Below are 21,355 nucleotides of genomic sequence, written 5' to 3'. Positions count from 1 at the left end.
TCTTCCTGATTGGCAACATTCTCCCTTTAGCCCTGAACCTTTGATGGGATCTCCATGACCACCTCTTTTCTTATCGCCCAGATCAGCGACCTTCATATCAAGGCCGGCGGCCGCCTGTCCTACCGCCGGGTGGACACCCTGGCCGCTCTGCAACGCACCATAGATCGGTTGAATAGCCTGCAGCCCCGTCCAGACGTGGTGGTGATTACCGGCGACCTGGTGGATTTCGGCCGCGCCGACGAGTATGCCACCTTGAAAGCGGCGCTGGCGGCGCTGGATATGCCGTATTACCTGATTCCCGGCAATCACGACGACCGTCAGGCCTTGCGGCAGGCCTTTCCTGAGTTGCTCCACTTGCACAGGGATCCGGAATTCGTGCAATGGTGTATCGACGACTATCCTGTGCGCCTCATCGGGCTGGATTCAACGGTCCCGGGACAATCCCACGGGGAGTTGTGCCACCGCCGCCTGTCATGGCTTGACGAGCGCCTGGCGGAGCAGCCGGACAAGCCAACGCTGGTGATGCTCCATCATCCCCCGTTCGTCAGCGGTATCGGGCACATGGATGTGCAGCGGTTATTGAACAGTGACGCACTGGCCGCCGTCATTCGGAAGCACACCCAGGTGGAGCGGGTGCTGTGTGGGCATCTGCATCGCAGTATCCAGCAGCGTTTTGGCGGGAGTATCGTATGCTGTTGCCCGGGGACGGCACATCAGGTGGCGCTGGATCTCAATCCGGACGCAGCGGCCTGCTTCGTGATGGAGCCGCCGGGATACCTGCTGCATTGCTGGACGCCGGAACAGGCGATGATCAGCCATCTCGGCATGATCGAGGCGTTTGACGGGCCCTATCCGTTTTACGACGAGAATGGTCTGATTGATTGAATGTCGTCGGCGACGACAAAGGGATTCGGTGGGAACGGGTTTAGGAGGGATTCCTGCGCGGTGCTGTAGTAGACAACCACTGGAAGACGCAACTACCGGAGAAGGCCCTTAAGGCCCTCCCCGGCAGTCATCTCGAGACCGGTTTCTTCTAGAACAGAACCCGGCAGCGAATGGTGCCCTTGACCGACTTCAGTTTTTCCTGGGCCAGTTCGCTGTACGCCTTGTCGACGTCGATCACCACATAACCGATCTTGTCGTTGGTTTGCAGGTACTGGCTGCAGATGTTGATACCGTTGTCGGAGAACACCTTGTTGATTTCGGACATCACGCCCGGCACGTTTTCGTGGATGTGCAGCAGGCGGTGATTGTTCGGGTGCGACGGCAGGGCCACTTCCGGGAAGTTCACCGAAGAGACGGACGTACCGTTGTCGCTATACGTGGCCAGCTTCTCGCCAACTTCCACACCGATGTTTTCCTGCGCTTCCATGGTGCTGCCACCGATGTGGGGTGTCAGGATGACATTGTCGAATTCCCGCAGAGGAGAAACGAACTCTTCGTCGTTCGACTTGGGCTCGACCGGGAAGACGTCGATGGCCGCCCCCAGCAGCTTGCCGCTCTTCAGGGTTTCCACCAGGGCATCGATTTCCACGACGGTGCCGCGGGACGCATTCATCAGAATGCTGCCTGGCTTCATCTGGTCGAACTGTTCCTGTCCGAACATGTACTTGGTCGCCGGTGTCGCCGGCACATGCAGGCTGACGATGTCAGAGATAGCCAGCAGTTCTTTCAGTGAACTGACCTGCGTGGCATTGCCCAGGGGCAGCTTGGAGACGACGTCGTAGAAATAGACCTGCATCCCCAGGGACTCTGCCAGGACACTGAACTGGGTGCCGATGCTGCCATAACCGATGATGCCCAGTTTCTTGCCGCGGATCTCGTAGCTGTTCTTGGCAGACTTCTGCCAGACGCCGAGGTGGGCCTTGGCATTCTTTTCCGGAATGCCGCGCAACAGCAGGATCGCTTGAGCCAGCACCAGTTCGGCAACGCTACGGGTGTTGGAATAAGGCGCGTTAAAGACGGCGATGCCCCGGCGCGTTGCGGCCTGCAGGTCCACCTGGTTGGTTCCGATGCAGAAACAGCCCACGGCGACCAGCTTGCGTGCAGCTTCGAAAACCTGCTCGGTCAGTTGGGTGCGGGAGCGAATGCCGATGAAGTGCGCGTCGGCGATCTTCTCGATCAGTTCGTCTTCCGGGAGCGAGTGGCTGATGTACTCGATATTGGTGTAGCCCGCGGCATTAAGCGTATCTACGGCGGACTGGTGCACCCCTTCCAGCAGCAGGAACTTGATCTTGGCTTTTTCGAGAGAGGTTTGTGCCATGGGTTGTGTGACCTGTCATCGCGTCGGTTATGGAGTCTCCTTGCTGTTGAGCCCGGACGGGATCAACAGAATAGGGGCGGTATGATACCATATTCAGCCCATTTCGCAGCCGGTCTCCTGCTTTCGCTTTGAGCCGCGTATCGGCGCGTAATTTACCCTATAAATTGACGACCACGGACTATTGCATGACGGCCAAAACCCCCGAAGAGATCATTCAGGCGTTGCGTGAACGGGTGCCCAGCGGCAAGGTGCTGACCGACCCCGACGATCTCCAGACCTACGGCAAGGACTGGACCAAGGTGTATGAGCCCAACCCGCTGGCTATCGTGCTGCCGAAAACCACGGAAGAGGTGCAGGCGATCGTCCTGTTTGCCAACGAGCACGGTATCGGGCTGGTTCCCTCGGGTGGACGTACCGGTCTTAGTGCCGGTGCTGTCGCTGCCAACGGCGAGATCGTGGTGGCGTTCGATGCCATGAACAAGGTGCTCGATTTCAATGCCAACGACCGCACCGTTGTCTGTCAGGCCGGCGTCGTGACCCAGCAACTGCAACAGTTCGCCGAAGAGCAGGGGCTGTTCTATCCGGTGGACTTCGCCTCTTCCGGTTCAAGCCAACTGGGTGGCAACCTGTCGACCAACGCCGGCGGTATCAAGGTTATCCGTTATGGCATGAGCCGCGACTGGGTGGCGGGCCTGACCGTGGTTACCGGTAAGGGCGACATCCTGGAGCTGAACAAGGATCTCGAAAAGAACAACAGCGGCTACGACCTGCGTCACCTGTTCATCGGGGCCGAGGGCACGCTGGGCTTCATTACGGAAGCGACCATGAAGCTGACCCGCCAGCCGATGGACCTGCGGGTACTGGTGCTCGGTCTGGCAGATATCACCAATACCATGGACGTGCTCAAGGCATTCCAGGAAAAATTGGATCTGACCGCCTACGAGTTTTTCTCCCATCAGGCCATGAATCATGTCCGCGCCCACAGCGATATCCAGCCGCCGTTCGACACCGAGGCGCCGTTCTATGCGCTGCTGGAGTTTGAAGCGCTGTCTGAGCAGCAGGTCGATGACGCCATGGCGGCGTTCGAACTCTGTGTCGAGGAAGGCTGGGTGCTGGACGGTGTCATCAGCCAGAGCGAGACACAGGCGAAGAACCTCTGGCAGCTCCGTGAGCGGGTGTCGGAATCGATCGCACCGCGCACCCCTTACAAGAATGACATCTCTGTCGTCGTCTCCAAGGTGCCGGGCTTCCTCAAGGAAATCGATGCCGTGGTCTCAGAGCACTATCCGGATTTCGAGATCATCTGGTTTGGCCATATCGGCGACGGCAATGTTCACCTGAATATTCTCAAGCCCGAGGATATGGACAAGGAAGACTTTTTCCGCAAATGCGAGAAGGTCAACAAGTGGGTGTTCGAGATCGTCGAACGTCACCGCGGCAGCATCTCCGCTGAGCATGGCGTGGGTATGATCAAGAAACCCTATCTTGGCTATACCCGCTCCGAGGCGGAGATTGGCTACCTGAAGGCGATCAAGCAGGTATTCGATCCCAACGGGATTATGAATCCCGGCAAGCTGCTGGACGTTTGAGGCTTCAAGCCGCTCGCTTGGGCCTTGATTAAGGGGAGGGCGCAATAACCAGAGGGCATTGCGCCGAACCTGACGGTAAACGCCTGGGACCGGCTCCATCAGTGGTGATGCGTCGGTCCGTCGTCGTGCATTCTGCCATGCGGCATATGTGGTTTCTCACGCGGTGCAATGCCCTCTGGTTATTGCGCCCTACAGGCTTGTGCCGCTTTTCGGGATAACGCTCAAGCCGCGTCCGCAGTCTTTAAATACTGCTCCAGCTGATCCCGAAACGCCGCCTGCACGCCCAGTCGCTTCAGCATCCAGTAATGACCTGCGATCATGCGGTCGATGAAGATGCTTTCCACCGGCGGCTTGAAATAATCCAGATACTTGAAAACCGTCGCTGTCTTGCGGGCGACGTCCTTATGCAGGGTGGACTCGGCGAAATCGTAGGGTTCGCTACGGTTGGCGAACGGCCGGATGAAGATGTCCCGCCACATGGCGTAATAGGCTTCGTCCACAGGCGGTTTATCCTCGACCCGGGCTCCCAGGTCGATCAGGTAGCGGTCCAGTGCCGCATAATCCTCGTTGATCGCGGATATCACGGCATTTCGATAGGCTTCGACCACCTCGGGTTTGAGCTTTTTCACACAGCCGAAATCATAAAGGATCACGGTGCCGTCCGGGCGGAAGGCGAAGTTGCCCGCGTGGGGGTCGCCGTGAATGCATTGGAAACGGAACAATTGATCGGCCATGGTCTTGAACAGATGCTGGCCGATGCGATTGATGGTGGCCTGGTCATAGCGGTCCGGCGTGAGTTGGCTGATGTGGTCGCCTTCGACCAGTTCCAGGGTCAGCACGCGGCGAGAGGAAAGCTTCTCGTAGACGGCAGGGATGATGAGGCCGGTGTCGCTCTTGTGGAAGTCGCGGAACAGCTTGATGTTGCGTGCTTCGTTCTCGTAATCGAGTTCCTCGCGCAGGCGGGCGCGGATTTCGCCGAAGAGCAGGTCGACGCTTTCCTTGGGCAGTTTGATCAGTCCGCCAAGTTTCAGCGCCAGGCGGAGTTGTTTCAGGTCCGAGTCGCATGACTCGTCAACGCCCGGATACTGCACCTTGACGATGACCTGCTCGCCTTTTCGGGTCACGCCGCGATGAACCTGACCGATGGATGCCGCGGCGTAAGGTTCCTCTTCCAGATGCTTGAACAGGGCCGATACCGGCTTGCCCAATTCGCGCTCGATCTGCTCGACGATGACGTCGAACGGCATCGGCGGCGCTTCTTTTTGCAGGCGCTGGAGGGCGTCGGAAAACTCCTTGGGCAGGAAATCCTGGGTCTGTGAAGCGATCTGGCCCACTTTCATCACCGCGCCCTTGAGATCGCCCAGGGTATCGGCGATCTGTTCGGCCATTCGGGTGTAGTTGGCGGATCGACGGGCTTCGTCCTCACTACCGCTGAGGAATTGGCGGGCTCGCTCGCCGGCGTAGCGGCTGGCGACGGAAGCGGTCATGCCGGCCAGCCGGATAAACCGGCCGGTCCGTGATGTTACGGGTTTCTTGGCCATACTGCGTTCTACGCCAGACAGAGACGAGTGGGGCGTCCGCAACCGCCGGAGCCCCTGCAGCGAGTGCGGCCGGGCCTCAGCTTGCCACGCGAGTGGCAATGTGCAGGCGATCTTCCAGTTCCAGCTCCAACTGCTGGCCCTGTTCGAGCTTTCCAACACCTTTCGGTGTTCCGGTCAGGATAACGTCACCCGGCTGCAGAGTGAAATGCTGACTCATATACACGATCAAGGGAATGATCGGCGTCAGCATTTCCTGGGTATGGCCTTCCTGACGCAGTTCCCCGTCGACCCGCAGGCTGAACTGCCAGTCGTCCGCCATCGGCAGGGCTTCGGCGCGAAGGAAGGGGGATAGTGGGCAGGCGCCGTCGAAGGACTTGGCGATTTCCCAGGGATGGCCTTTTTCCTTGAGTTGCGACTGCAGGTCGCGCAGGGTCAGGTCAAGGGCCAGTCCGTATCCGGCAATCGCCGGCATAACGTCTTCTGCCCTGGCATGACTGAGTCGCGCGCCGATCAGAATGCTCAGTTCTGTCTCGTAATGGACATTCCCGGCACCGGCGGGCAACTCGATGGACTGTTCCATCGGCACCGCTGCCGTGGCGGGTTTGATGAACAGGATCGGGGTGGTTGGCACGGGATTGTTCAGTTCGCGGGCGTGTTCCGCGTAGTTGCGACCGACGCAGACGATCTTGCCCAGCGGGAAGGGAAAGGCGGTGCCGTCGGTAAAATGATGGGAGTACGGGCTCATGGAAACTCCATCCTGCGTCGATGACGATATGCGAGAGCGGGTATACGGGGCGATGAACCCCGGCAGCCAAGGCCGCCGGGATTGACTACGGATGCCGGCCGCTCGATTTTTGAGTGTAGAAGCTGCCGAACGTGGGGCGCAACTCGACTAAAGTCCGTATCGCACCGGGCCAACCCTTCCTGCAAGGCTGGCCGCTCATGCCGGCTCATTCGCCTTCGAAAGCGCAAACCGTGTAGACCTGCAGTCCTTCCTCGCGTAGGCGTTTGGAGCCGCCAAGGTCCGGCAGATCTATCATGGCGGCCACCTCGACGATCTCGGCGCCGATCCGCCGAATCAGGCGGGCGGCCGCGAGCATGGTGCCACCGGTGGCAATGAGGTCGTCCACCAGAATGACGCGGTCACCGGATTTGAAGGCGTCTTTGTGAAGCTCCACGGAGGCTGTGCCGTATTCGAGCTCATAGTCCTCGACCAGGGTGTCGAAGGGGAGCTTGCCCTTTTTGCGCACCGGTACGAAGCTGGCATTCAGCTCATAGGCCAGTGCCGATCCGATAATGAAACCCCGTGCGTCAACGGCGGCAATCGCGTCGATATCGGCACCGTGGTAGCGATGTACGAAGGCATCGATCAGTTTGCGGAAGGTTGTCCGGTTCTGCAGCACCGTTGTGATGTCACGGAACATGACGCCTTTCTTGGGCCAGTCGGGAACGGTGCGAATCGCTTGTTTGATCGTCTCGGAGAAATAGTCCACGGTCTTCTACCTGATCTCTTGTCGTGCACGTTGTGCGCTCTGTCGGCGGGGCACAGCGTGATGTGTCGATGTCTCTGTCATGATATCAGGCGAAACCGGTGTTGCCCGGTTTCGCCGGGGGGAGTCGTTCAGTAGGTGGATGCCTGGCGTTGCAGCCGGATGTCGAAGCGGACGGCCAGCAGACGGAAACCGGCAATAAACAGCAAGCCCAGAATCACGGCTGCATTATGGCTGGGCAGCAAGCGGTCACAGAGGAAATAGAACCAGCAGCCGGCAAACGCCACTGAGGCGTAGACCTGGTCCTTGCGGAAAATAAACGGGACTTCGTTGCACAGGGTATCGCGCAGTGCACCGCCGAAGGTGCCGGTAATCACCCCGAGCAACGAGGCAATGAACAGCGAGTTCCCCATATCCAGCGCCAACTGGGCGCCGAGAATCGTGAAAATGCCCAGCCCGATGGCATCCGGGACCACAATGGTGGATTCGCGTATCCGCGAGGAAAGCGGTTTGATGTAGCTGAACGCCACCGCCATCACCAGAATCAGGATGGGCATTTCCTGATGCTGGATCCAGTACAGCGGATGGTTGTTCAGGATCAGGTCGCGCAGTGTACCGCCGCCGAGTGCCGTAATGAAGGCAATCGTGTAAACCCCTACAGGATCCATGTCCTTGGATTTTGCGGCGATCATGCCGGAAAGGGCGAAAGCGACGGTGCCGATGATCTGCAAGAGATAGAGTGTATGAGGCATGATCAACCTGCGAGAGCCTGAGGATACGAGGTCGTCGGAGAGGCGTTAGCCTTTGACCCAAAACGGGGCGCGAGCATACCGGGTTTTGATCGAAATTTCACCTGTTTCCCGCCGATGAATCGCTCTTCCCTGCTATTGAGTGGCGGTCGCTGCCGGCTGGCCTATTAAACCCTAATAAAAACAGGGTTAATGGTTGAATCTCTAATCCAGATCAAGGTTTCGTCTTGAGCGTTTCATGACAATGATTCGGCACCTGGATGGGTGTTAACGATGATAGAAACCGGGATGGATTATAGGCAGTACGGTGAATGTCGAGAACGCAGGCCATGGCTGATAAAAGTGAACGCCAGCTTCGAAAATACCTATGCAGGCAGCTCGACCGGGCGATTCTGGGGCTGGTGCGGGCTCATTACGACCCTGTACGCGGTGTACATGCCAGCCGGCGGGCCCTGAAGCAGGCACGGACCGTTTTGCGCATCGTTAAGCCTGAAATGGGTGGGGTAGCGTCGGCGGCATCTATGCTGTGTCGCGACGTTGGGCGTAAGCTGTCCGCTTCGCGGGATATCCAGGTGATCTACCAGACCTGGTCCGATGTCTGCCGGGAGCATAAGGTGGATGCGGGGGTGGCCAAAACCATTGCCGATGCGCTTGAGGATCAGCATAGCGCGGTGGCGCGGGAGATCGGTGAGCTGGACAGTCTGGCCGTGCAGATCAGCCTGTTACAGGATCAATTGATGGCGGCGTGGGCGGTAGACCAGGCCGGCTCACTCTACCAGCGCCGTTTGGCGCGATTTGCTGATAACACCCTCAAGCACTGGGCCGAGGCACAGAGTTCTGATGACTGGGCCAGTCTGCACGAGGTCCGGAAGCAGGCGAAGGACTGGATGCACGCCCTGCGTGTCGTGCGTGCCAGTTGGAACGATACTGACAGGCAGCTCCATCAACAGTTGGTTGAGTTTACTGAAGCGCTGGGGCAGGTGAACGACGCATCCGTGCTGCTGCATTGGCTGGAGCATCAGGCACCTTCAACCTTGCCGAAACAGGCGCTCGCCATGGATTATGTAGACCGCTATCGGGGGCAGATCCTTGAGCGGGCGCGCGACATTGCCGGTGCGTTCGGAGCTCCCCTCAAGCACGGCAAGGGCTGAGTGTGATGCCGTCTCCATTCATCCTGCTAATGGGATGTAATTAGCAGGATTCATTTGCGTTATTGCCTGGCGCTGGTTAGCGTCTCTCTTTTGCGGACTGTCCATTGACGGCAAAAGGGGATTGAGTGATGCGAGCCATTCTGTGCAAGGAATACGGGCCGGCGGAGAGGCTGGTGATCGAAGAGTTGCCCTCACCGGTTGCCAAGGGTAGCGGTGTAAAGATCCGCGTGAAGGCGGCCGGCCTGAATTTTCCTGACACCCTCATTATCGAAGGCAAGTATCAAATTAAACCCCCCATGCCGTTTTCGCCGGGTGGCGAAATGGCTGGTGTAGTCGTGGACGTGGGTGAAAAAGTGACCCGTTACAAGCCGGGCGACCGGGTGATGGGTCTGACCGGCTATGGCGCCTTTGCCGAAGAAGTCGTGGTAGCGGAGGCCAACCTTCTGCCGGTACCCGATGCCATGAGCGATGAAGAGGCGGCGGCCTTCACGATGGTGTACGGCACCTCCTATCACGCGCTCAAGCAGCGTGCGAACCTGCAGCCGGGAGAAAAGCTGCTGGTGTTGGGCGCCAGTGGCGGCGTTGGACTCTCTGCGGTTGAATTGGGCAAGGCCATGGGGGCTCATGTGATTGCGGCGGCCAGTTCTGCGGAGAAACTGGAAGTTGCCCGCGAAGCCGGTGCTGACGAGCTCATCAACTACACCGAAGAGCCGCTCAAGGATGCCGTCAAGAAACTCGCCAAAAATGGCGTGGATGTGATTTACGACCCGGTCGGTGGTGACTTCACCGAACAGGCGCTGCGTTGCATGGCCTGGGAAGGGCGTCACCTGATTATCGGTTTCGCGGCCGGCGATATCCCGAAGATTCCCGCCAACCTGCCGTTACTGAAGGGGTGTAGCGTGGTCGGCGTATTCTGGGGCAGCTTCACCATGAAGGATCCCAAGGCCAGTGTGCAGAATATGATGGAATTGTTGCAGCTGTATGCGGAGAAGAAGATCCATCCGCGTGTGAGTCAGGTCTTTGCGTTCGAACAGTATGCGGAGGCGCTGAATGCGCTGACGGGACGGAAGGCTAAAGGGAAGATCGTGTTGCGTGTCGGGGGCTGAGGTGCAGCGGTAGGCCCCTCTGGGGAGAGGGGGAAGCGAATCCCCAAAAAATCCCCCCATACCCCATCATCAAAACCGAAAATCCCCGTTATCAATCTGCTCGACCATGGACGCGTCGAGCAGCGTGTAGCCCCTTGTACCCGGTAGACGCGCATACACCTTGTCATCACTTTTATTCAGGCGGTAGGCCTGTTCTTTCAGGTCCGCTTTCTTGTATTTAAAGGTCCCGGTCTTTTCAATGGCATCCGTCACCCGGATAAACAGTGGTATCGCGTAGGGTGGCAGGTTCTCCTCCAGATAGGTGAATAACCGCTGCATGTCGATGTCCCGGTGGGCATCGAGTGGCACCACGGTGGCCATGCCGGCCCGGCCGTTGGTGTTCGGCACCTCGACGCCGTAGACGATGGCTTCTTCGGTCTCACCGCTGCCATCGATGATGTTCTCCACTTCGGTGGTGGAGACGTTCTCACCTTTCCAGCGGTACGTATCGCCCATACGGTCAACGAACTGCAAATGGCGAAAACCGATTTCTCGCAGGACATCGCCGGTGTTGAACCAGGCATCGCCCTTGCGGAACACATCGCGAAGAATGGACTTCTCAGTAGCGTCCTTCTGGGTATAACCCTCAAACGACCACTTACGGGTGATTTCCCCCAACAGCAGGCCGGGCTCCCCGCACTTCACTTTTTCCATATGGCCCTTGCTGTTGCGGACCGGGTCGCGCGTGCCTTCATGGAACTTCACCAGGGCGTAGGGCGCCGTGGAAAAGCCAACCGTGTTGTCCAGGTTGAGAAAGTTGCTGAAACCGATATTGCCTTCGCTGGAGGCATAAAGCTCGGCGACCTGTTCGATGCCGAAACGATCCTTGAAGGCTTTCCAGATGGAAGGGCGCAGGCCGTTGCCGATCATCTTGCGCAGCGTGTGATTCCGGTCGTTCGGGCTGTCCGGCTGGCTGAGCAGGTAGCGGCAGAGCTCGCCGACATAACCGAAACAGGTCGCCTGATATTTGCGGATGTCGTCCCAGAAGGCGCTGGCGCTGAACTTGCGCCGCATGGCCAGTGCGGATGCGCCGGCCAGGGCGGACCCCCAACACACCAGCAGTGCCGTGCCGTGATAGAAGGGCAGCGTCACATAGATCACGTCTTCCGGCGTCATGGCCAGCGACATCAGGCCGAAGCCGCCATAGGCCTTGATGAATTTTCGATGACTGCCGGGTGCGGCCTTGGGTAGCCCCGTGGTGCCGGACGTGAAGAGGTACACAGCGGTCTCACCGAGGCGCGGCGGATCGGTGAGCGTGGGGTTCTGGTCGCTGTACTGGCTGATCGCCGTTGCCAGGTTCACATAGTCTTTGGGTGCCTCACCGGGCTCCTGCAGGGTATCGGTATCCGCCAGGTAGAGCAGAGGGCTGGCGTGGCCGAACGTTACGTGGTTGCGGACACCGTCAAAGGCGTCCAGCAACTCCTGACCCACCACCATCATGTGCGGTTCGATCAGGTTGATGCTGTGCTCCAGAACCTTACCCCGCTGTGAGGTGTTCAGCATGGCGCAGGCCACACCGAGCTTGGCGGCTCCGATCAATACGGCCAGCAGTTCCGGGCGATTCTCCAGCAGGATGGCGATGCGGTCGCCTTTCTGCAGCCCCTGAGTGCGGAAGAAGTGCGCTATCCGGTTGGCCCAGGCATTCAGTTCCCCATAGGTGATGCGGCGGTCATCATAGAGAATGGCCGGACGGTCGCCGTAGCGTTCTGCATTGCGCTCGATCAGCGTGCCCAGTGACAGGATCTTGCGGTCGTTCTTGATCGCGTAATAGTAATAACCGCGGGCCACCGCCGGCGCCCGTCTGAAGACTTCAGGCAACTGGCGAAGGATATCTCGGGTCGAAATCGTATCTGTCATAGGGTGCATCCGTGGATTTGCTGTCGATGCGTCCGGGGCATCGTGTTTGTCGTTATTCGTCCAGGAACAGGTCGTTCATCAGGGGCGTATCGCCCGGTTCGTAACGGTAATGGGAGAGATCCTGGAGGCCTTCTTCCCGCAGGACCTGCTCATCGATCAGGCACTGTCCGGTGGTTTGCATCCGCGGCCGGCTGATGAGGGCAACGGCGGCGTCCGCCATGACCTCCGGTTTGCGGGAGCGCGGCAGCAGGTTGGGCCCGCCGGCCTCGAACTCGACCGCGGCGGTAGCGATCAGTGTTTGCGGCCAGAGGGTGTTGACGGCAACACCGTAGCGGCGGAATTCTTCGGCCATGCCCAGGCTGAGCAGGCTCATGCCATATTTTGACAAGGTATAGGGCGCATAGGGGCCCAGCCATTTGGGGTTCAGGTTGATCGGCGGCGCCAGGCTGAGAATCTGGGCATTGGCCGACTGCTTGAGCCAGGGTAATGCCGCCTGTGCGCAGACAAAAACTGCGCGGGCATTGACCGATTGCATCAGGTCGTAACGCTTGACCGGCAGCTTCTCGACGCCCTGCAGTTTGATGGCTCCGGCATTGTTGATCAGGATATCGATGCCGCCGAAATGCCCGGCAGCCTGCTGCATGACGTCGGCAACCATGACGTCATCCCGGACATCGAGCTGCAGGGCAAGCGCTTCGCCGCCCAGGGCTTCTATTTCCCGGGCGACGCTGAAAATGGTGCCGGGCAGCTTTGGATGCGGATCCACCGACTTGGCCGCAATGACGATCCTCATGCCGCGCTGCGCCGCCGCCAGCGCGATGGCCCGGCCAATGCCGCGACTGGCGCCGGTGATGAAAAGGACCCGGTTGTCTCTTTCTGAGGTGTCCATACTCATGTGGAAGTCTCCTTGAGCGATGGGTCCTGGGAGGCGATCGCTTCGACCTGAATTTCTGCCAGCAACTGGCGCAATTTCACCTGCATGCCCACCTGGGCCGGCAGGGCGGTGACAACACCGTCCGCATCCGCTTTCAGGGGATGCTCCATCTTCATGGCCTCCAATACCACCAGGGTCTGACCGCGAGTGACCCGGTCGCCTAACGTCACCGGGACATCGATAATGGCGCCGTCCATGCTGGCGACGACGCGCCCGCTCCCAGCCGCATCGGTCGCTGTAGCCGGTGCATGGGACTGGTCGCGTAAGGTCCAGACCCGACCGTCGAGCTGCAAATATAATTGATCGCCAGCCCGGTGATATTGGCAACGCTGACGAACCCCATTGACCTCGAAAGCCAAGCTGCCGGAATCCATGTGCAGGAGTTTCAGCGCCACTTGCCGGCCGTTGAGATCAACGTCGAAATGATTGGCGAAGGGCGTCACTTTCAGCGGATAGGTCTTGTCCTGCCAGGACAGGCGACACGGACTCGCGCTGGGAAGGCTGTTGCTCCAGCCGGGGTGCCGAGGGCGATTGCCGTGGGCGTGATGGTCCTGTAGCGCGGCGGCAAGTGCGAGGGCGGTGTCGGTGGGCGGCACCGGCTGCAGGCTGTCGTCGTCGCTGAAATGGCTGTCCAGGAAAGCCGTGGTGGCACCGCCTTCGATAAAGACCGGGTGGCGCAGGATACGGGCCAGGAAATGGCGGTTGGTGGTGACGCCGAACAGGACCGAATCCTCCAATGCCATGGCCAGGCGTCGGCGAGCCTCTTCCCGGGTACGGCCGGTGGCAATCACCTTGGCCAGCATGGGGTCATAGAAGGGACTGACCACTGCGCCGGTACGGATGCCGGTGTCGTAGCGCAAACCCTGGCCCGCCGCCGGTCGCCAGTCGAGAACCGGACCGGTCTGTGGCGTGAAGTGTTGGGTGGCGTCTTCGGCATAGAGGCGGACTTCGATTGCATGCCCTGCCAGCGCTATTTCATCCTGTTTCAGCGGGAGCGGCTCACCGGCCGCAACGCGCAGCTGCCACTCGACCAGATCCTGGCCGGTGATGCTCTCGGTGACGGGGTGCTCCACCTGCAGCCGGGTATTCATTTCCAGAAAGTAGAAATCCCTGTTGCTATCGACCAGGAATTCAACGGTACCTGCGCCGCGGTATCCGCAGGACTGGGCGGCGCGTACGGCAGCTTCGCCCATGCGCTCGCGCAGCTCGGGCGTCATGAACGGCGATGGCGCTTCCTCGACGACCTTCTGGTGTCGCCGCTGGATGGAGCAGTCGCGCTCGCCAAGATGGACCGCGTTTCCGTGCTGGTCGGCAAAGACCTGGATTTCGATATGGCGTGGCTCGATAACGGCCCTCTCCAGAATCAGCTCGTCGCTGCCAAAGGCATTGCGGGCTTCTGAACGGGCACGTTTGAGTTCGTCACGAAGTGCCTCGTGGGATGCCACCAGACGCATGCCGCGGCCACCGCCTCCGGCTGAGGCTTTGATCATCAGGGGATAGCCGATACGCGCGGCTTCCTCGATCAAACGCTCGTCACTTTGTTCCTCGCCCTGATAGCCGGGGACCGTCGGCACGCCGGCCTCCTGCATGGCGATCTTGGACAGGCGTTTGCTGCCCATGAGTTCGATGGCGCCGGTGGGCGGGCCGATAAAGACAATGCCAGCCTCCTCGCAGGCCTTGGCGAAACCCGCATTTTCCGACAGGAAACCGTAGCCGGGATGGAGGGCATCGGCGCCGGTGCGGCGGGCCGCGTCGAGAATCGCCTCGCCGCGCAGGTAGGATTCGCCGACCGGCGCCGGTCCTATGCAGACGGCTTCGTCGGCGGCATGCACATGGAGTGCGTCGGCGTCGGCTTCGCTATAGACGGCGACAGTGCGATACCCCATGGCCCTGGCCGTGCGCATGACGCGGACAGCGATCTCACCCCGGTTGGCTATCAGGATTTTGCTGAACATGTTTGTGTCTCGCTCTTTTCGTGTTCGTGGGGCGGTTGGATCTCCCGTCGCCTTCCCGATCATCCGCTGGTAGGGCGCAATAACCGAAGGGCATTGCGCCAAACGGCGGCAGTCAACGTTCAATCCCAGGGGCGCTGACGCCACATCGCCATCACTTCGTCGTCTAGGGGCCGCTCCCGTTCTCGGGCGGTATTCCCGTGCGGTGCAATGCCCTTCGGTTATTGCGCCCTACCGATTCGACGTCATTCCGCCCACTTGGGCTTGCGCTTCTGTACGAACGCCATGGTGCCTTCCGTCCCTTCCGGACCCCGCACGGCCTCAGCGAACGCCCGGGCGGCATCGTCCAACAGGGCGTCCATGGGCTCGTGGCCGACGCGCAGCAGCAGGTCCTTGGTGGCGCTGTTGGCGTTGGGGGCGCAGCGTTGGATTTGTGTCAGCACCGCCTGCAATGCCTGATTCAGGGCTTCCTCGTTGTGCACGACTTCATGTACCACGCCGAGCCGGAAAGCTTCCTCACCATCGAAGCGCAATCCCATCAGGGCGATGCGCCGGGCCTGGGTGAGGCCGATACGCTGGACGACAAATGGGGCAATCTGCGCGGGAATCACGCCAAGGCTGGTTTCCGGCAGGCCGAACAGGCAGTTGTCGCGGGCAATGGCGATATCCGACACACAGGCGAGGCCAAAGCCGCCGCCGAGCACGGCCCCTTCCAACGCCGCCACCACGACCTTGGGGCAGCGCTCAACCTGTTGGATCAGGCGTCCGAAGGCCCGATTGAGGGCAAAGAAGGGATCGCCATGTTCCCCGGGCGGCTGACTGCGCGCGCCGGCCATGTCCTTGATATCGCCACCGGCGCAAAACGTACCCTGGCTGCCGCGAAGGACGATCATACGGACGGCGTCGTTGGCCGCGGCATCGTCGAAGACCGACTGCAGCTCCTCGACCATGGCCAGGCTCATGGCATTGCGGGCGTCCGGCCGGTTCAGTGTGATGGTCAGTACGGGCCCGTCGGTGGCGACGAGCAAAGTGGTGTAATCCGTCATCGTCTCAGTCCTTGCGTTTGCCTGGCAGAATGCCCATCAGTTTGCAGATGATGCCCTGCATGATTTCGTCGGCGCCGCCGCCGATGGAGACCAGTCGGACATCGCGGTAGGCGCGCGACAGCGGGTTGTCCCACATAAAGCCCATGCCACCCCAGTACTGCAGACAGCTGTCGGTCACTTCGCGGCCCAGGCGCCCGGCTTTCAGCTTGGCCATGGAGGCGAGCTTGGTGGCGTCTTTGCCCTGGATATGCAGTTCGCAGGCCTGATAGGTGAGGGCGCGCAGGGCTTCAATTTCGGTCTGCAGCTCGGCCATGCGGAAATGGATGACCTGATTGTCGATCAGCGCCTGGCCGAAGGTCTTGCGCTCCCGGCAGTACTCGATGGTGCGCTCGACGCAACTCTCCAGGGCCTTGATGACGTTGGCGGCGCCCCACATGCGTTCCTCCTGGAACTGCATCATCTGCATCATGAAGCCGGTGCCTTCGGCGCCGATGCGGTTGCGCTGGGGTACGCGGACGTCGTCGAAGAACACCTGCGCGGTTTCCGAGGAGCGCATGCCCAGCTTGTCGAGGTGGGGCGCCACGGTAATTCCGGGGGTTTTCATGGGCACCACGATCAGTGTCTTGTTCTTGTGCGGCTTGTCGTCGGAGGTGTTGGCCAGCAGGCACATGAAATCGGCTTTGGGCGAGTTGGTGATCCACATCTTGCTGCCGTTGATGATGTAGTCGTCGCCATCCTTGCGCGCGTGGGTTTTCAGTCCCGCCACGTCGGAACCGGCTCCGGTCTCGCTAACGCCGATGCAGCCGACCATTTCCCCGGCGATGGCCGGCACCAGGAACTCCCGTTTGAGTTCGTCTGAGCCGAAGCGGGCGATGGCGGGTGTGCACATGTCGGTCTGAACGCCGATGGACAGGGGCACACCGCCGCACAGTGCGGTGCCCAGTTCTTCGGCGGCCACCAGGTTGTAGCTGTAATCCAGCCCCATACCGCCATAGGCTTCCGGCTTGTGAATGCCGAGCAGGCCCAGCTTGCCGAGTTTGCGAAACAGGTCGTGGATGGGGTATTCCCCCGCCTTTTCCCATTCTTCGACATGGGGATTGATTTCGGTCTCGACAAAGTTGCGTACGGTGCGTCGCAGTTCGTTGTGTTCCTGGGTGAAAAGCATGGTCCTTTCCTCGTCATTCGTGTCGTAAGGGGGGTAGCGTCAATGCTAGAAACGCGCCACGCCGAAAGTGTTGGGTCGCAGGGGCCGACGTTCCGCTTCATGACAGATGTCGAGCACCATGCCGACGACCCGCCGGGTGTCGCGCGGATCGATCAGGCCGTCGTCCCACAGGCGCGCCGTGCCGAAGAGGGCGGTGGAGCCGTCTTCCAGTTTCTTGGCGGTGGCCTGTTCGAGAAAATCCAGGGTCTTGGGGTCGGGCTCGATGCCGTTTTTGCGTTGTTTCTCTTCGGCGACGATGCGCATCACCTTGCCGGCCTGGGCGGCGCCCATCACAGCCGTGCGGCTGTTGGGCCAGGCGAAGATGAAGCGGGGATCGAGACCGCGTCCGCACATGGCGTAGTTACCCGCACCGTAGGAGCCGCCAACGACGATGGAGATTTTCGGCACGCGGCAGTTGGCCACGGCCTGCAGCATCTTGGAGCCGTGTTTGATGATGCCGTTCTGTTCGGAATGGGTGCCCACCATAAAGCCGGTGGTGTTGTGCAGGAACAGCAGCGGCGTGCCGGACTGTTCGCACAACTGGATGAACTGGCTGGCCTTGGTGGCACCGGCCGGGGTGATCGGGCCGTTGTTGCCGATGATGCCGACACTGTATCCGTACAGCTTGATAAAGCCACAGACGGTCTGGTTGTCATACTCCGGCTTGAAGTCGAGGAAGCGGGAGCCGTCGGCGATGCGGGCAAGAATCTCCCGCACGTCATAGGGTTTCTTGGCATCGGCAGGCACGACGCCCAGCAGTTCCTCGACCGGATAGCGGGGTTCTTCCCAGTGGCGTTCCGGCGCTACCGGCAGCGACTCGTTCCAGGGCAGGGCCGTGAGGATTTCCCGCGCCATGCGGATGCCGTCGGCATCGTTCTGCGCCAGATATTCAGCCGTGCCGGCCACTTGGGCGTGCATCTCGGCGCCGCCCAACTCTTCATCGGTGGCGACCTCGCCGGTCGCGGCCTTGAGCAGGGGCGGACCGGCCAGGAACAGCTTGGCCCGGTTGCGGACGACGATCACATAATCCGACAGACCCGGCTGGTAGGCACCGCCTGCCGTGGCGTTGCCGTGGACCACCGTCACCTGGGGAATGCCGGCGGCAGAGAGCCGTGCCTGATTGGCAAAGCCGCGGGCGCCCTGCACGAAGATATCCGTGGCGTAGTTGAGGTTGGCGCCGCCGCTCTCGGACAGGGAGACCACCGGCAGTTTGTTCTCCAGGGCGATCTGCTGCAGGCGCAGGGTCTTGTCCAGACCCGCGGGCGAGATAGTGCCGCCCTTGATGGCGCTGTTGCTGGCAACGATCAGGCAGCGGATGCCGGAAATGCGTCCGATACCGGCGATGATACCGCCGCCGGCCATGCTGCCGTCCTTGTCGTCATGCATCTTGTAGCCGGCCAGGGAACAGAGTTCCAGGAACTCGGACCCGCGGTCGCGAAGCAGATCGATGCGTTCGCGAGGCAGCAGTTTATCCCGCTTGTGAAACTTCTCCCGGGCCTCTTCGGCTTTCTCCTGCACCTTGGTTTCCACGGCCCGGAAGGCATCGATGTGGACCTGCATTGCCTCGGCGTTGGTGCGGAATTCGTCGGAGCCGGCGGCCAGGGTCGATTCGAGTATTTGCATGGCAATGATTCGCTCTGGGAACCGTCTTTAGTCTTTGTCCAGATCCACAAGGACCTGGGGCGTCACTGCTCGGTGAAAGCCCTGATAGGCGTCGTTGTTACGCGCCTTGGGCAAGGGCCAGACACGACCGCCCTGAGACGCCGCCCCGTCGATGCGCAACGTGGCGCCGCTGACGAAAGCCGCGCCTTCGCTAAGCAGGAAACAGACGGCGCTGCTGACCTCGGCCTCGGTGCCCAGGCGCTTGAGTGGCACGCCGTCGCGCAGGCTGCGGATCATGACCTTCATGTGCGGCGGGTAGTGATCCATGCCGCTGGAGGCGATCCAGCCCGGTGCGACCGCGTTGACGCGAACGCCGCTGGCGGCCCATTCCACGGCAGCGGTCTGGGTGAAGTTGACCATGCCCGCGCGCGCCGCGCCCGAGTGGCCCATGCCCGGCATGCCGCCCCACATATCGGCGACGATATTGACGATGCTGCCGCCGCGCTTGCTCATGCACTGGGTGTAGACCTCGCGGGACATCAGGAAGCCGCCGGTGAGGTTGGTGCGCACCACGGTTTCCCAGCCTTTCTGGTTGATGGCGCTGAGCGGTGCCGGGAACTGGCCGCCGGCATTGTTGAGCAACCCCTGCACGGGACCGCAGCTTTCCAGGATGGCGGCGACGGTCTGCTTCACCCCATCTTCTTCGCGGATGTCACAGACGAAGGGGCTGGCCTTTCCGCCGTCTTCCTGGATTTCAGCCGCGACACGGTCGAGCTTCTCCGCGTTGCGCCCGACGATGGCGACATGGGCGCCGAGTGCCGCCAGTTCGTGGGCGGTACAGCGACCGATGCCGGAGCCGCCGCCGGTGACGATGATGGTCTTGCCCTGGAAAAGGTCGTCTCTATAAATAGAACGGTAAGACATAGTCGATCCTCAAAAACGGTCGATCATCACTGGCCGAACAGCGTCGACGGCACGGGAATGGGGAACTCGAGCAACTGTTGTGCGAACGCCTTGCCCTGCGGGTCGATCCGCAGGCTGGCAACACCGCCGCCGCCCAGGCTGTGGTAAAGCAGGAAATTGATGGCGTGGATGCCGGGCAGGTCCCAGGCTTCGACGCGGCCATTGTCGGGATGGAGCGTATGGCGCATCCAGTCGGCCACGGCGGCCTCGTTGAGCGCGTTACGGATATACGGCAGATATTCCGGCTGGCGGGCAATGACGCCGATGTTGCTGTGATCGCCTTTGTCGCCGCTACGGGCCCAGGCCAGCCGGATCAGGGGTACAGTTGTATCGGTGGCGTCGATCGTTGCCGGACCCTGTCGGGCGTCGGGTAGGTGGTCGACATCAAAACCGCCCCGGGTGTCGAAGGCGACATCCTCGCGATGACCGTCCAGATCGACGCTGACGCTGACCGAAGCTTTCGGAATCAGGCAGGAGAACAGGCGAATCTTGGGCCAGACGGTGGGGCGACCGCCGACGATGCCGGTGAGGCCCGGCGCCATGCCGGTCGCCGCCTGGGCGATCTCGCGGGAGAACAGTACCAGTGCCTCTTTCCTGGGGTGGGCAACGCTGATCTTGACGACGACCTCGCGGGTGTCGCCGTGGCGCCCATGAGGACCGTAAGTGGTCTCGGTGCCGAGCAGTTCGATGCTGGTTTCGCTGTAGTCGCCGAGACCGCGATCCGTGAAGAGGCGGCGGGTCTTCTCCAGAATGGCTTCCGCCACGACCTGTGCCTTACGACGGGCGTCGATGCCGGCCAGCAGGAAGGTGACGGTACATTTCTGGCCGTCGGGCCAGGTGCCGGAGACCTTGTAGCTGTCGGTCGGCGCCTGACCACGGGCGCCGGTGACGCGAACCCGGTCGCTGCCCAACTCCTCCAGCGCTACCTGGGTGAAATCGCAGCTGACGTCAGGCAGCAGGTAGGCGCGCGGGTCGCTGATCTCGTAGACCATCTGTTCGGCCACGGTGCCGAAGGTCACCGCGCCGCCAGTGCCTTCCGGTTTGGTCACGACGAAGCTACCGTCGGCGCTGACCTCGACGATGGGAAAGCCCATGTCCGCATAGCCGTCGCTGACCTCTTCCCAATCGGTGAAGTTGCCGCCCGTGCACTGGGCGCCGCATTCGATGATGTGGCCGGCCAGGCTGCCCTGGGCAAGCTTGTCATAGTCGTTCCAGGACCAGCCGAATTCATGGACCAGCGGTGCCAGCACGACAGCGCTGTCCACGACCCTGCCGGTGATGACGATATCGGCCCCGGACGCCAGCGCCTGCACGATGCCGGGGGCGCCGAGGTAGGCGTTGAGGCTGACCATCATGCCGGGCAGGGGCGCGCCGGTGCTCATTTCGGTAACGCCCTGTTTGGCGTACTGGCCTTTCTTCATCAGGACGTCGTCGCCCAGCACCAGCGCGATGCGCAAATCCACACCGGCGGCCTCGGCTGCGGCCTGCAGGGCATCACGGCAGGCCACCGGGTTAACGCCACCGGCGTTGCTGATGACCTTGATGCCCCGGGCTTTGATGTCGCCAAGCAAGGGCGTCATGACTGTCTTCACGAAGTCGGTGGCATAGCCCGCCGACGGGTCCTTCATCTTCTGGCCGGCCATGATCGACAACGTGATTTCGGCCAGGTAATCGAAAACCAGATAATCAATGTTGCCGCGCTCGACCAATTGTCGTGCCGCCGTTTCCGTATCGCCCCAGAAGGCTGATGCGCAGCCGATGCGCACCCGATCCCTTGTTGCTGTCATGACCCGGATTCCTGTTTTTTCGGGGTTGTCTTGGGTGGTTTCTCGGTAAAAACGCCACCTGTCATTGTTCGATTAAACACTG

General features: G+C 60.9%; 17 protein-coding genes. 4 read left to right on the top strand and 13 right to left on the bottom strand.

Annotation, left to right across the window (positions count from 1 at the left end):
• Positions 1–54: 54 nt before the first annotated feature.
• Positions 55–885: a phosphodiesterase gene (locus tag CLR77_RS00150; protein ID WP_097458574.1), complete on the top strand. Its 831-nt coding sequence runs from the start codon at positions 55–57 to the stop codon at positions 883–885.
• A 148-nt stretch (positions 886–1,033) separates the two neighbouring features.
• Here CLR77_RS00150 and serA read toward each other — a convergent pair whose 3' ends face one another.
• Positions 1,034–2,263 (bottom strand): phosphoglycerate dehydrogenase, encoded by a 1,230-nt coding sequence (gene serA, locus CLR77_RS00145; RefSeq protein ID WP_097458573.1) that lies wholly within the window; start codon positions 2,261–2,263, stop codon positions 1,034–1,036.
• Between the two features lie 185 nt (positions 2,264–2,448).
• On the opposite strand from serA, the gene CLR77_RS00140 reads away from it, so the two are divergent.
• On the top strand, positions 2,449–3,852 hold the full coding sequence (locus tag CLR77_RS00140; RefSeq protein ID WP_097458572.1) for an FAD-binding oxidoreductase: 1,404 nt from the start codon (positions 2,449–2,451) through the stop codon (positions 3,850–3,852).
• A gap of 221 nt (positions 3,853–4,073) precedes the next feature.
• On the opposite strand, the gene CLR77_RS00135 is transcribed toward CLR77_RS00140, so the two are convergent.
• From CLR77_RS00135 to CLR77_RS00120, 4 genes are all read right to left on the bottom strand, one after another.
• Positions 4,074–5,393, bottom strand: coding sequence for an ABC1 kinase family protein (locus CLR77_RS00135; RefSeq protein WP_097458571.1), 1,320 nt, complete (start codon positions 5,391–5,393; stop codon positions 4,074–4,076).
• A gap of 76 nt (positions 5,394–5,469) precedes the next feature.
• Positions 5,470–6,138 (bottom strand): fumarylacetoacetate hydrolase family protein, encoded by a 669-nt coding sequence (locus tag CLR77_RS00130; protein WP_097458570.1) that lies wholly within the window; start codon positions 6,136–6,138, stop codon positions 5,470–5,472.
• Positions 6,139–6,343: 205 nt separating this feature from the next.
• Complete coding sequence (locus CLR77_RS00125) at positions 6,344–6,886, bottom strand: adenine phosphoribosyltransferase (RefSeq protein WP_097458569.1); 543 nt, start codon at positions 6,884–6,886, stop codon at positions 6,344–6,346.
• A 128-nt stretch (positions 6,887–7,014) separates the two neighbouring features.
• A complete protein-coding gene (locus CLR77_RS00120; protein ID WP_097458568.1) occupies positions 7,015–7,635 on the bottom strand; it encodes a trimeric intracellular cation channel family protein in 621 nt (206 codons plus the stop codon).
• A 326-nt stretch (positions 7,636–7,961) separates the two neighbouring features.
• Here CLR77_RS00120 and CLR77_RS00115 point away from each other — a divergent pair, with 326 nt between their 5' ends.
• Positions 7,962–8,783: a CHAD domain-containing protein gene (locus CLR77_RS00115; RefSeq protein ID WP_158227080.1), complete on the top strand. Its 822-nt coding sequence runs from the start codon at positions 7,962–7,964 to the stop codon at positions 8,781–8,783.
• 128 nt (positions 8,784–8,911) lie between these two features.
• On the top strand, positions 8,912–9,889 hold the full coding sequence (locus CLR77_RS00110) for an NADPH:quinone oxidoreductase family protein (protein ID WP_097458566.1): 978 nt from the start codon (positions 8,912–8,914) through the stop codon (positions 9,887–9,889).
• A gap of 69 nt (positions 9,890–9,958) precedes the next feature.
• On the opposite strand, the gene CLR77_RS00105 is transcribed toward CLR77_RS00110, so the two are convergent.
• The 8 genes from CLR77_RS00105 to CLR77_RS00070 form a co-directional block, all read right to left on the bottom strand.
• Entirely contained in the window at positions 9,959–11,785 is a 1,827-nt protein-coding gene (locus CLR77_RS00105) for a long-chain-acyl-CoA synthetase (RefSeq protein ID WP_097458565.1), read from the bottom strand.
• Between the two features lie 52 nt (positions 11,786–11,837).
• A complete protein-coding gene (locus tag CLR77_RS00100) occupies positions 11,838–12,680 on the bottom strand; it encodes an SDR family oxidoreductase (RefSeq protein ID WP_227519753.1) in 843 nt (280 codons plus the stop codon).
• A complete protein-coding gene (locus CLR77_RS00095; RefSeq protein ID WP_097458564.1) occupies positions 12,677–14,674 on the bottom strand; it encodes an acetyl/propionyl/methylcrotonyl-CoA carboxylase subunit alpha in 1,998 nt (665 codons plus the stop codon). The genes CLR77_RS00100 and CLR77_RS00095 overlap by 4 nt, the downstream gene beginning before the upstream one ends.
• Before the next feature lie 242 nt (positions 14,675–14,916).
• The gene (locus CLR77_RS00090; protein WP_097458563.1) at positions 14,917–15,717 is read right to left on the bottom strand and encodes an enoyl-CoA hydratase/isomerase family protein; all 801 of its coding nucleotides are present in this window, start codon (positions 15,715–15,717) and stop codon (positions 14,917–14,919) included.
• Between the two features lie 4 nt (positions 15,718–15,721).
• Positions 15,722–16,882 (bottom strand): citronellyl-CoA dehydrogenase, encoded by a 1,161-nt coding sequence (atuD, locus tag CLR77_RS00085; protein WP_097458562.1) that lies wholly within the window; start codon positions 16,880–16,882, stop codon positions 15,722–15,724.
• Between the two features lie 45 nt (positions 16,883–16,927).
• Positions 16,928–18,544, bottom strand: a complete 1,617-nt coding sequence (locus CLR77_RS00080; protein ID WP_097458561.1) for an acyl-CoA carboxylase subunit beta — start codon at positions 18,542–18,544, stop codon at positions 16,928–16,930.
• Between the two features lie 27 nt (positions 18,545–18,571).
• The gene (locus tag CLR77_RS00075; RefSeq protein ID WP_097458560.1) at positions 18,572–19,447 is read right to left on the bottom strand and encodes an SDR family oxidoreductase; all 876 of its coding nucleotides are present in this window, start codon (positions 19,445–19,447) and stop codon (positions 18,572–18,574) included.
• 26 nt (positions 19,448–19,473) lie between these two features.
• Complete coding sequence (locus tag CLR77_RS00070; protein WP_097458559.1) at positions 19,474–21,273, bottom strand: acyclic terpene utilization AtuA family protein; 1,800 nt, start codon at positions 21,271–21,273, stop codon at positions 19,474–19,476.
• Between the last annotated feature and the right edge of the window lie 82 nt (positions 21,274–21,355).

The organism is Mangrovitalea sediminis, assembly GCF_002514725.1.
GTDB classification, from domain to species: Bacteria; Pseudomonadota; Gammaproteobacteria; order Pseudomonadales; family Oleiphilaceae; genus Mangrovitalea; species Mangrovitalea sediminis.
The sequence above is the reverse complement of the archived record's forward strand: the minus strand, read 5'-3'. Positions and strand labels throughout refer to the sequence as shown.

What these genes read in the sequence shown, in the direction of transcription:
- CLR77_RS00150 (WP_097458574.1), top strand. Translation starts at nt 55, where the DNA reads ATGACCACCTCTTTTCTTATCGCCCAGATCAGCGACCTTCATATCAAG.
- serA (WP_097458573.1), bottom strand. Translation starts at nt 2,263, where the DNA reads ATGGCACAAACCTCTCTCGAAAAAGCCAAGATCAAGTTCCTGCTGCTG.
- CLR77_RS00140 (WP_097458572.1), top strand. Translation starts at nt 2,449, where the DNA reads ATGACGGCCAAAACCCCCGAAGAGATCATTCAGGCGTTGCGTGAACGG.
- CLR77_RS00135 (WP_097458571.1), bottom strand. Translation starts at nt 5,393, where the DNA reads ATGGCCAAGAAACCCGTAACATCACGGACCGGCCGGTTTATCCGGCTG.
- CLR77_RS00130 (WP_097458570.1), bottom strand. Translation starts at nt 6,138, where the DNA reads ATGAGCCCGTACTCCCATCATTTTACCGACGGCACCGCCTTTCCCTTC.
- CLR77_RS00120 (WP_097458568.1), bottom strand. Translation starts at nt 7,635, where the DNA reads ATGCCTCATACACTCTATCTCTTGCAGATCATCGGCACCGTCGCTTTC.
- CLR77_RS00115 (WP_158227080.1), top strand. Translation starts at nt 7,962, where the DNA reads ATGGCTGATAAAAGTGAACGCCAGCTTCGAAAATACCTATGCAGGCAG.
- CLR77_RS00110 (WP_097458566.1), top strand. Translation starts at nt 8,912, where the DNA reads ATGCGAGCCATTCTGTGCAAGGAATACGGGCCGGCGGAGAGGCTGGTG.
- CLR77_RS00105 (WP_097458565.1), bottom strand. Translation starts at nt 11,785, where the DNA reads ATGACAGATACGATTTCGACCCGAGATATCCTTCGCCAGTTGCCTGAA.
- CLR77_RS00100 (WP_227519753.1), bottom strand. Translation starts at nt 12,680, where the DNA reads ATGAGTATGGACACCTCAGAAAGAGACAACCGGGTCCTTTTCATCACC.
- CLR77_RS00095 (WP_097458564.1), bottom strand. Translation starts at nt 14,674, where the DNA reads ATGTTCAGCAAAATCCTGATAGCCAACCGGGGTGAGATCGCTGTCCGC.
- CLR77_RS00090 (WP_097458563.1), bottom strand. Translation starts at nt 15,717, where the DNA reads ATGACGGATTACACCACTTTGCTCGTCGCCACCGACGGGCCCGTACTG.
- atuD (WP_097458562.1), bottom strand. Translation starts at nt 16,882, where the DNA reads ATGCTTTTCACCCAGGAACACAACGAACTGCGACGCACCGTACGCAAC.
- CLR77_RS00080 (WP_097458561.1), bottom strand. Translation starts at nt 18,544, where the DNA reads ATGCAAATACTCGAATCGACCCTGGCCGCCGGCTCCGACGAATTCCGC.
- CLR77_RS00075 (WP_097458560.1), bottom strand. Translation starts at nt 19,447, where the DNA reads ATGTCTTACCGTTCTATTTATAGAGACGACCTTTTCCAGGGCAAGACC.
- CLR77_RS00070 (WP_097458559.1), bottom strand. Translation starts at nt 21,273, where the DNA reads ATGACAGCAACAAGGGATCGGGTGCGCATCGGCTGCGCATCAGCCTTC.